This is a genomic window from Nonomuraea solani (assembly GCF_900108335.1).
GTDB lineage: Bacteria > Actinomycetota > Actinomycetes > Streptosporangiales > Streptosporangiaceae > Nonomuraea > Nonomuraea solani.
This window is the reverse complement of the sequence record NZ_FNVT01000036.1, coordinates 64,720-74,156: the sequence shown is the minus strand read 5'-3', so window position 1 is coordinate 74,156 and position 9,437 is coordinate 64,720. Positions and strand designations below refer to the sequence as shown.

Below are 9,437 nucleotides of genomic sequence, written 5' to 3'. Positions count from 1 at the left end.
CTCCGTGCCGCCCCGGCAGGTAGATGCCCGGCTCCACCGAGAACGCGAACCCGGCCTCCAGGGGCTCGCCGTTCCCGGCCACGATGTACGGCTCCTCGTGCGTCTCGATCCCGATCCCGTGCCCGGTCCGGTGGATGAAGTGGTCGCCGTAGCCCGCGTCGGCGATGACCTCCCGCGCCGCGGCGTCGATCGACTCGCACGACACCCCGGGCCGCACCGCCGCGCAGGCCGCCTCCTGGGCCCGCCGCAGCACCTCGTAGTATTCGGCGAAGTCCGCCGGCGGCTCGCCCACGCTGTACGTGCGCGTGGAGTCGGAGCAGTAGCCGCTGTGGAACTGCCCGCCGATGTCCACCACGACCGGCTCCCCGGCCTGGATCACCCGGTCGGACACGTCGTGGTGCGGGCTGGCGCCGTTGGGCCCGGCGGCGACGATCACGAAGTCGACGGTCTCGTGGCCTGCGGCCAGGATCGCCTCGGCGATGTCACGGCCCACCTCGCGCTCCGTACGGCCGGCCCGCAGGAACTCGGGCACCCGCCGGTGCACGGAGTCGATGGCCGCGCCCGCCTCCCGCAGCGCCGCCACCTCGACGGCCGACTTGCGCATCCGCAGCTCGCGCAGCACGCTGCCGGCCAGCACCTGCTCGGCGTCCGGCAGCGCGTCGCGGAAGCGCAGCGACGACATGGCCCACATCCGGTCGGCCAGCCCGACCTTGGCCACCTTCCCGAGCCGCCCGGCAGCGATCGCGTAGGGGTCGTCGGTCTCGTCCCACGCCACGAAGTCCAGCCCCAGCCGCGAGGCGGGCGAGGCCTGCGCGGCGGGCAGCTCCAGGCGGGGCACCATCATGAACGCCTCGCCGGCGGCGGGCACCACAAGACACGTCAGCCGCTCCAGCGGCTTGGCCTCGTAGCCGCTCACGTAGCGCAGATCGGGGCCGGGAGTGAGCAGCAGGGCGTCGAGGCCGGCCTTGGCGGTGGCCTCCCGCACGGCGGCAAGACGGGACACGGGATACAGGTCTGAGGACGTCACAGGCACAATCTACTCCGGAGTGCGCCGCCTAAAATCCGCGAAAAGGTCTCGCAACACGGCCAACTTCCACTACACTCCGTTCGCTGTCGATCACGTAGTGTGGGGCCAATTGTCCAGTTCCACTGCACTATGAGAGTGAGACCATGGTCGACGTTCTTGGCGCGGCCGAGCTGCTCGGGCACGAGAGCGACACCGAGCTGCTCGCCGCACGGCTGGCACACGCCCAGCGGCTCGGCAACATGGGCTGGGCGAAATGGCACCTGCTCAGCGGCGAGACCGTCTGGTCGGACCAGGTGTACGCCATCTTCGGCCGCGACACCGACCAGGGCCCCATCGCGCTGCCCGACCTGGCCGAGCACGTCGAGCCCGCGGACATGGGCATGCTCGACCAGCTGCTGTGGTCGGCGGCCCAGGGCGCCGAGGCGGCGCAGGCCGAGTTCCGCATCCGCCGCGGCGGCGAGCTGCGCGACCTGCGGGTCGTCCTGGAGCCCCTGATGGAGTCCGGCGGGCCGGTCGGCATGCACGGCGTCATCCAGGACATCACCGGCCGCCGCCGGGCCGAGCGCATGGTGTCGGAGTCGCGCCGCCAGCTCCTGGAGGCCCGCGAGCGCGCGGCTGAGGAGCGCCACGTCATGCTCGCCATGCGCGAGGCGATCCTGCCCGAGCCGGCCGGCTGCCTGGACCTGCCGCACACCAGGATCGCGGTGCGGTACGTGCCCGCCGAGAAGACCGCCAACCTGGGCGGCGACTGGTTCGAGGCCGCCCCGACGCCCGACGGCCGCCTGCTGCTGGCCATCGGCGACGTCTCCGGCCACGGCCTGCCCGCGATCGCCCGCATGGCCCAGCTCCGCCACGCCCTGGTCGGCCTGGCCATGACCGGGCAGGCCGCCAACGGGCTGCTTACGCTGCTCAACGACCTGGTGATGCACCAGCTCACCGACACCACCGCCACGGCGATCATCGGGCACCTGGATCCGCAGACGCGGGTGTTCGCCTGGAGCCAGGCCGGCAACCTGGCGCCCATCCTGGTGCGCGAGGGCGTGACCAGCCAGCTCGGCCCGCCCAGGGGTGTGCTGCTCGGCGCCGCCTCCGGCCGCCCGTACGAGCTGGCCACCACCCGCCTGCTGCCCGGCGACCTGCTGCTGATGTTCACCGACGGGCTGGTGGAGCGGCGTACCCGCGACATCGACGTCGGCCTCGACCTGACCATGGCCGCCGCCCGCCACCTGCGCGGCCGCGATCTGGAGGCCGGGCTCGACCGGCTGCTCACCGACATCGGCGGCCCCAACCCCGAGGACGACGCCTGCCTGCTGGCCGTCGGCGTGCTGGGTCAGGGCGGATTGTCGGTGAGGGGTGCGACGATAGACCCGTGCTGATGCTTCTGGACACCCCGTCCCTCTACTTCCGCGCCTTCTTCGGCATCCCGGAGTCGATCAAGGCCCCCGACGGCTCGCCCGTCAACGCGGTGCGCGGCCTCATCGACATGATCGCCACCCTGGTGCGGCAGCACTCCCCCACCGGGCTCGTGGCCACCATGGACGCCGACTGGCGGCCCGCGTTCCGGGTGGCGGCGATCCCGACGTACAAGGCGCACCGCGTCGCCCACGGCGACACCGAGGTGGTGCCCGACGCGCTCGTGCCGCAGATCGCGGTGATCGAGGAGGTGCTCGACGCCCTCGGCATCGCCCGCCTGGAGTCACCCGGTTATGAGGCCGACGACGTGATCGGCACGCTCACCCATCGGGCGCCCGGCGCCGTGGACATCGTGACCGGCGACCGCGACCTGTTCCAGCTCGTCGACGACGCCCGCCCGGTCCGCGTCCTCTACACCGTCCGCGGCATCCGCAACCTGCAGGTGGTGGACGAGGCGTTCGTGACGGCGAAATACGGCATTCCCGGCCGTTCCTACGCCGACTTCGCCACCCTGCGCGGCGACCCCAGCGACGGCCTGCCGGGCGTGAGCGGCGTCGGCGAGAAGACCGCGGCCGCCCTGATCACCCGTTTCGGGTCTCTCCAGGCGCTGATCGAGGCCCTCGACGCGGGCGTCACCGAGGGTTTCCCGGCCGGCAGCCGCACCAAACTGGCCGCCGCCCGCGACTACCTCGACGCCGCGCCCGCCGTGGTGGCGGTGGCCCCCGACGCCCCGCTGCCCGACGCCGACCTGACCCTGCCCGCCAAGCCGCGCGACCCCGAGGCCCTCGTCCGCCTGGCCGACCGCTACGGCCTGGACGGCCCGCTCAACCGCCTCCTCGACGTCCTGAACGGCTGAGGACCGACCGGCACGGGCGATCGCCGTGACGGCGCGTCGATCGCCGGAGATCGGCCGCGGGTCAGCCGGTCAGGAACGCGCGCACCGCCTCCTGCGCGACGTCGCGCAGGCGGGCGTGCACGTGCACGTTCTCCTCACGGTCCGTCCGCACCTCGACCACGCGCGGCCCCTCGCCGCGCAGCGCCTTGGGCAGGTCGGAGATGTCGCCCACCAGCGTGTACGGAGTCCCGCTCGCGGCCGCCACATACCCCAGGTCCACCCCGTGCGGCGTGCCGAAGACCCGCTCGAACGGATCGCGCACCGCCGCCTGCGGCAGCAGCGAGAAGATGCCGCCCCCGTCGTTGTTGACGACCACGAAGCACAGGTCGGGCCGGGGCTCGCGGGGCCCGAGGATCAGCCCGTTCTGGTCGTGCAGGAACGACAGGTCGCCGACCAGCGCGTAGGAGGGCCCGTTGTGCGCCAGCGCCGCCCCCATGGCCGTGGACACCAGCCCGTCGATGCCGGAGGCGCCCCTGTTGGCCATCAGCCGGATGCCGCGCCGCGGCCGCATCGCCTGGTCCAGGTCGCGGATCGGCATGGAGGAGCCGCAGAACAGCAGCGCCCCGTTCGGCAGCGCGTCCACGAGGTCTCTGGCCAGGCGCGGCTCGCTGGTGCCCGACAGGTCGAGCAGCTCGTCCATCGCCGCCCTGACCGCCAGGTCGGCCTGCCGCCAGGCGTGCAGCCACGTGTCGTCGCCCGAGGCCACGGGGATCTCGACGGCCTGCGCCACCTGCGTGGCCGACCGGGTCGGGTCGGGCCAGCGGTCGAGGTCGGGCGCCACCACGATGTGCTCGTCGGCCCGCTTCAGCCACGACAGCAGCGGCCGCGACAGCCCGGGACGGCCGAGCGTCACCACCACGTCGGGCCGGTGGCCGTCGGCGAACTCCGGCGTGCCCAGCAGGTAGTGGTAGGTCGAGATGGAGTGGTCGCCGTAGCGGCCGCCGCCGTTCGGCTCCGACAGCACCGGCCAGCCCGCCATGCCCGCCGCCGCGACGTAGCGGCGCACGTTGGCCGCGCCGTCGCCGATCACGAGCACGCCGCGCCTGGTCGGCGGGATGTGCAGGGCGATGGGCGGGGGCGCGACGCGGGCGCGCACCCAGGGGCCGTTGGCGCCGCCGTCGAGCGGCTCGGACCAGGTGGTGTCGCCGTCGGGGATCAGCGGCTCCCTGAAGGCCAGGTTGAGGTGCACCGGGCCGGGGCCGGCGGGGCCCGCGGCGCGCTGGTGGGCGCGGCAGGCCAGCGAACGCCAGTAGGCCACCTGGCCGGGCCGGTCCTCCGGCACGCCGACCTCGGCGTACCAGCGGACGGCGGTGCCGTACAGCTTCATCTGGTCGATCGTCTGGTTGGCGCCGGTGCCGCGCAGCTCGGGCGGGCGGTCGGCGGTCAGCACCAGCAGCGGCACGCCCGACTCGCTCGCCTCGATCACGGCCGGGTGGAAGTTCGCGGCGGCGGTGCCGGACGAGCAGATCAGCGCGACCGGCCGCTCGGAGCGTTTGGCCAGCCCCAGCGCCAGGAACGAGGCCGAGCGCTCGTCGACGCGCACGTGCAGGCGCACCCGCGACTCGGCGTGCAGCGCCAGTGCCAGCGGGGCGGAGCGGGAGCCGGGGGCCAGCACCACGTCGGTCAGGCCGCAGCGCACCAGCTCATCGACGAGCACCGTGGCCAGCGCGGTAGCGGGGTTCAACGTGACGCCTCCTGCATCCGGCGTAGCCACTGGGGAGATTCAATCTCAAATGCCGACAAATGCTGAAAATTCACCGATGGACGCCGTACCGTCAGGCGTCCCTCCACCGGCACCAGCGAGTCGTCCACGACGTCGCCCGACAGCAGCGGCATCGTGCCGAGCCCGCACGCGTACGGCAACGACGGCAGCGCCGCCGCCAGCGCCAGCCCGGCGGCCAGCCCCACGGACGTCTCCACCGCGCTCGACACCACCGCCGGCAGCCCGCACGCCTCCACGACCCGCAGCGCCGCCCGCACCCCGCCCAGGGGCTGCACCTTGACCACCGCGATGTCGGCCGCCTCGGCCGCCTTGACCCGCAGCGGGTCCTCGGCCCTGCGGATGGACTCGTCGGCCGCGATCGGCACGTCGCAGGCCCGCCGCACCGCCGCCAGCTCCTCAAGGGTGGCGCACGGTTGCTCGGCGTATTCCAGGTCGTAGCGGTCGAGCCGCTTCAGCCGGCGTACGGCCTCGTCGACCTCCCACGCGCCGTTGGCGTCCACGCGCAGCCGCCCGGCGGGCCCGAGCGCGTCGCGCACGGCCTCCACCCTGGCCACGTCGTCGTCGAACGTCTGCCCGGCCTCGGCCACCTTGACCTTCGCCGTGCCGCACCCCGAGCTCCGCACCAGGTCGTAGGCGCGCTCGGGAGCCACGGCGGGGACGGTCGCGTTGACGGGAACGCTGTCGCGCACCGGCTCGGGCCACCCCTCGAACGCCGCCTCATGAGCGCACGCCAGCCAGCGGGCACACTCGCGCGGGCCGTATTCGGGAAAGGGGGAGAACTCACCCCACCCGGCGGGGCCGTGCAGCAGCACCCCTTCCCTCGCGGTCTGCCCGCGGAAACGAGTGCTCATCGGGATCCGGAAGACCACGGGAGAACGCGTCACGACCCTCCCTGCGCAACTGTCCGACCTGTCGCCATTAACCTTACGAGCATGTGGAGGAACCCGTCGCATCCGGACCGTCCGCTGCATGCCATTGTGCAGCCTCCGGGACCCGCCCTGTTCACGGCGATCCGCGACGCGCTCGACGGCGGCCCGGCCGTCCTGCCCCTGTCTCCCGGCCACTCCTCCGGCCACGCGGAGGCCGCGCTCGCGGCCCTGCGCCCCACCCACGTCGACGGGGTCCCGCGGAGTGACGGCACCGGGGTCCCCGGCGACGTGGCGGTCGTCATCGCGACCAGCGGCAGCACCGGCGCCCCCAAGGGCGTGATGCTCTCGGCCACCGCGCTGCGCGCCTCCGCCGCCGCCTCGCTGCGCCGGGTGGAGGCGTCCAAGGGCGATCGCTGGCTGTGCTGCCTGCCCATCTCGCACGTCTCCGGCCTGCAGGTCCTGGTACGCGCCCTGCTGTCGGAGAGCGAGCCCATCATCCATCCGGGCTTCGACCCCCACGCGGTCCTGACCTCGGGCGCGCACCACGTCTCCCTCGTGCCCACCCAGTTGCACCGGCTGGTCGAGCTGGCGGCGGACCTGTCGGTGTTCAGGACGATCCTGCTCGGCGGCGCGGCGGTCCGGCCCGATCTGCTGGACCGGGCGCGTGACCTCGGCGCGCGGATCGTGACGACGTACGGGATGAGTGAGACGTCCGGCGGTTGCGTGTACGACGGCCAGCCCCTTTACAATGTAGATCTCAAAATCGGCGCGGACGGCCTGATCCGGATCTCCGGCCCGGTGCTGTTCTCCGGCTACCGCTTCGCCGAGCCGCCCGCCCCGCTCGACGGCGGCTGGTTCGTCACCTCCGACCTGGGCGAGCTGGCCGGCGGCCGGCTGCGCGTCCTGGGCCGGGCCGACGACGTCATCAACACCGGCGGTGAGAAGGTCGTGGCCGCCTCGGTCGCCGCCGTCCTGTGCACCCACCCGGAGATCGCCGACGCCGCCGTGATCGGCACCCCGGATCCCGAATGGGGTGAGCTGGTCACCGCCGTCGTGGTCCCCGCGAACCCCGACACGCCCGTAAAGCTTTCGCAATTGCGGGCATACTGCCGTGATCGGCTTCCGCCGCACGCCGCCCCTCGTGACCTGCGCATACTCCCCCGGCTGCCGCTGCTGCCGAACGGAAAGACCGATCTGGTACGCCTGCGGGCAGGAACCTGACGAGTTGCGGCTGCGTCATAGTGGGGAAAGGAGGGAGCCTTCATGGACCAGACCCGCAAGATGTGGGCATCCGCGGCCGTCGTCGGCGTGATCATCGTCGGTGGCGCCTCGATCGCGGCGGCCGCCTCGGCGGGCAAGCTCGACCAGGTCGCAAGGGAGACCCGAGCCGTGGTGGAGAAGGCGTCACCGTCCGGTCAGCCACCGACCCCCGAGATCACTGAAGACGACATCGTGGTCTCCAGAGAGGTCAACCCCGACCCGCGTGAGGTCATCGAATACTGGACGGACGAGCGCATGGAAGACGCCCAGCCCATGCCCATGCCCGAGGTCTCGCCCGGGCGCTACGAGGTCCCGTCGGACCAGCTCCAGACCACGGAATAAGACCGCTGGAGGGGTGGTTCGCTCTTTGGGCGTTCCGCCCCTTTTTCAGTCCGCCCAGGGCGCACGGGAACAAATGACGGCGATTGGCGTTATTGATACTGGTGCGCCGTGCGGATACGCCGAGTCCGCCCCACCACAACCTGCCTAGATCGCTTCCACTCCGTACGGAGGAGGTGTCCTCATGCCCAGAACCGCCGTGGCGACCCCACCCGCGACCCTCGACCAGCTCATCGAACGAGGGCGTAACCGGGGTCACCTTTCTCTGGCGGAGCTGCGTGACGCGTTCGCCGAGGCCGGTATCAGCCCCTCTGAAGGCCGCACGATACTGCGTGAGCTGTCGGAGGCCGGCGTGAGCCTGGCCGCCGAGAACGAGCCGTCTCTCAGCACCACCGCCCAGAAGAAGACCACCCCGAAGAAGACGGCGACCGCCAGGAAGACTTCGCGGCCAAAGACTACCGGCCGCACGGCCGCCGAGGCAAAAACCGGCACGCGCGAGGCCGCCAAGGCCGTCACCGCGTCCGAGCCCAAGCCGGAACACGAGGAGGACGTGCCCGACGACCTCGCGGTCAACGCCGAGGACATCGAGACCGAGACGCTCGACCTGGACGACACCCAGTCGGTCATGGGCGACTCCGTGCACACCTACCTCAAGTCCATCGGCCGCCGTACGCTGCTCACCGCGGCGCAGGAGGTCGAGCTGGCCCGGCGGATCGAGGCCGGCCTGTACGCCGAGTACAAGCTGGAGACCCATCCCGACCTGTCCCCCTCCGCCAAGGACGACCTGTACCTGGTCATCGAGGACGGCCAGCGGGCCAAGGACCACATGCTGGAGGCCAACCTCCGCCTGGTGGTGTCGGTCGCCAAGAAGTACACCGACCGCGGCATGTCCCTGCTGGACGTGGTCCAGGAGGGCAACCTGGGGCTCATCAGGGCCGTGGAGAAGTTCGACTACACCAAGGGCTTCAAGTTCTCCACGTACGCGATGTGGTGGATCAGGCAGGCCATCCAGCGCGGGTTCGCCGACTCGGCGCGGACGATCCGGCTGCCCGTACACGTGCTGGAGATGCTGTCGAAGCTGTCGCGCGTCGAGCGTGACATGCACCAGCGGCTGGGGCGCGAGCCCACACCCGAGGAGCTGGCGGTCGAGCTCGACAAGACGCCGGACCAGATCGAGGAGCTGCTGCGTACCAGCCGGCAGCCGATCTCGCTGAACGCGACGATCGGTGAGGACGGGGAGACCACGATCGGCGACCTCATCGAGGACGTCGACTCGCCGGAGGCGTCGGAGATCGTCGACCGCCAGCTGCTGGGCGACCAGTTGCGGGGCGTGCTCGAGAACCTCTCGCCGCGCGAGGCGAAGATCATGGCTCTGCGGTTCGGCCTGGTGGACGGCAAGCCGCACACGCTCGACGAGATCGGCAAGCACCTGGGGCTGACCCGGGAGCGGATCCGGCAGCTGGAGAAGGAGTCGCTGTCCAAGCTCCGCCACCCCAGCAACACCCGGCCCCTCCTCGACTGGGCCAGCTAAACCCTCACCCCGGGCCGGCCCCACCGGCCCGGCCCGGGGGTGGCCCCACCGGACCGGGGGTGGCCCGACCGCCCGAACCGCCTGACCGGGCCAGACACGCCCGGCCCGGAACGGCTCGGATCGCAGGACCCGTCCGGGCCACACCGACCCGGTCCAGGTAGCCCGAACCGCCCGGCCGGCCACAACGGCCCGGCCCGGGGCGGTCAGTCCGCCCCGGCCCTATCGGAGGGCACCCAGATCGGGCGCACCCGGCCGTCCGGGCCTTCGCCCCTCAGCCCCTGCGGCCCTCTGGTCCGTGCGACCTGCCGCCCAAGCGAACCGAGCAGCCCATGCGGCGGACTCCGGCCGGTCCGAGCCTCCCGCCGCTCAGACGCCGCGCC

General features: G+C 72.4%; 8 protein-coding genes. 5 read left to right on the top strand and 3 right to left on the bottom strand.

The window, feature by feature from the left end; all coding sequences use genetic code 11:
- Nucleotides 1–1,027: M24 family metallopeptidase (locus C4V41_RS56970; protein ID WP_235031030.1), on the bottom strand; the 1,027-nt coding region annotated here is incomplete at its 3' end.
- A 143-nt stretch (nt 1,028–1,170) separates the two neighbouring features.
- Here C4V41_RS56970 and C4V41_RS56965 point away from each other — a divergent pair.
- Both C4V41_RS56965 and C4V41_RS56960 read left to right on the top strand, forming a co-directional pair.
- Nucleotides 1,171–2,403 (top strand): PP2C family protein-serine/threonine phosphatase, encoded by a 1,233-nt coding sequence (locus C4V41_RS56965; RefSeq protein ID WP_103964411.1) that lies wholly within the window; start codon nt 1,171–1,173, stop codon nt 2,401–2,403.
- Complete coding sequence (locus tag C4V41_RS56960) at nt 2,403–3,296, top strand: 5'-3' exonuclease (protein WP_103964421.1); 894 nt, start codon at nt 2,403–2,405, stop codon at nt 3,294–3,296. Before C4V41_RS56965 ends, C4V41_RS56960 begins: the two co-directional genes overlap by 1 nt.
- Before the next feature lie 61 nt (nt 3,297–3,357).
- On the opposite strand, the gene menD is transcribed toward C4V41_RS56960, so the two are convergent.
- The gene (gene menD, locus C4V41_RS56955; protein ID WP_200824967.1) at nt 3,358–5,019 is read right to left on the bottom strand and encodes a 2-succinyl-5-enolpyruvyl-6-hydroxy-3-cyclohexene-1-carboxylic-acid synthase; all 1,662 of its coding nucleotides are present in this window, start codon (nt 5,017–5,019) and stop codon (nt 3,358–3,360) included.
- A complete protein-coding gene (locus tag C4V41_RS56950) occupies nt 5,016–5,909 on the bottom strand; it encodes an o-succinylbenzoate synthase (RefSeq protein ID WP_235031031.1) in 894 nt (297 codons plus the stop codon). Before C4V41_RS56950 ends, menD begins: the two co-directional genes overlap by 4 nt.
- An 81-nt stretch (nt 5,910–5,990) precedes the next feature.
- On the opposite strand from C4V41_RS56950, the gene C4V41_RS56945 reads away from it, so the two are divergent.
- The 3 genes from C4V41_RS56945 (at nt 5,991) to C4V41_RS56935 (ending at nt 9,057) form a co-directional block, all read left to right on the top strand.
- Nucleotides 5,991–7,148: an AMP-binding protein gene (locus C4V41_RS56945; RefSeq protein ID WP_103964409.1), complete on the top strand. Its 1,158-nt coding sequence runs from the start codon at nt 5,991–5,993 to the stop codon at nt 7,146–7,148.
- Between the two features lie 42 nt (nt 7,149–7,190).
- Nucleotides 7,191–7,529, top strand: coding sequence for a hypothetical protein (locus tag C4V41_RS56940; protein ID WP_103964408.1), 339 nt, complete (start codon nt 7,191–7,193; stop codon nt 7,527–7,529).
- Nucleotides 7,530–7,710: 181 nt separating this feature from the next.
- On the top strand, nt 7,711–9,057 hold the full coding sequence (locus tag C4V41_RS56935) for an RNA polymerase sigma factor (protein WP_103964407.1): 1,347 nt from the start codon (nt 7,711–7,713) through the stop codon (nt 9,055–9,057).
- Nucleotides 9,058–9,437 lie beyond the last annotated feature (380 nt).

Excerpts from the sequence above, each read along its gene's own strand:
- C4V41_RS56935 (WP_103964407.1), top strand. The coding sequence starts at position 7,711 with ATGCCCAGAACCGCCGTGGCGACCCCACCCGCGACCCTCGACCAGCTC.
- C4V41_RS56950 (WP_235031031.1), bottom strand. The coding sequence starts at position 5,909 with ATGAGCACTCGTTTCCGCGGGCAGACCGCGAGGGAAGGGGTGCTGCTG.
- C4V41_RS56960 (WP_103964421.1), top strand. The coding sequence starts at position 2,403 with ATGCTTCTGGACACCCCGTCCCTCTACTTCCGCGCCTTCTTCGGCATC.
- C4V41_RS56965 (WP_103964411.1), top strand. The coding sequence starts at position 1,171 with ATGGTCGACGTTCTTGGCGCGGCCGAGCTGCTCGGGCACGAGAGCGAC.
- C4V41_RS56940 (WP_103964408.1), top strand. The coding sequence starts at position 7,191 with ATGGACCAGACCCGCAAGATGTGGGCATCCGCGGCCGTCGTCGGCGTG.
- C4V41_RS56945 (WP_103964409.1), top strand. The coding sequence starts at position 5,991 with ATGTGGAGGAACCCGTCGCATCCGGACCGTCCGCTGCATGCCATTGTG.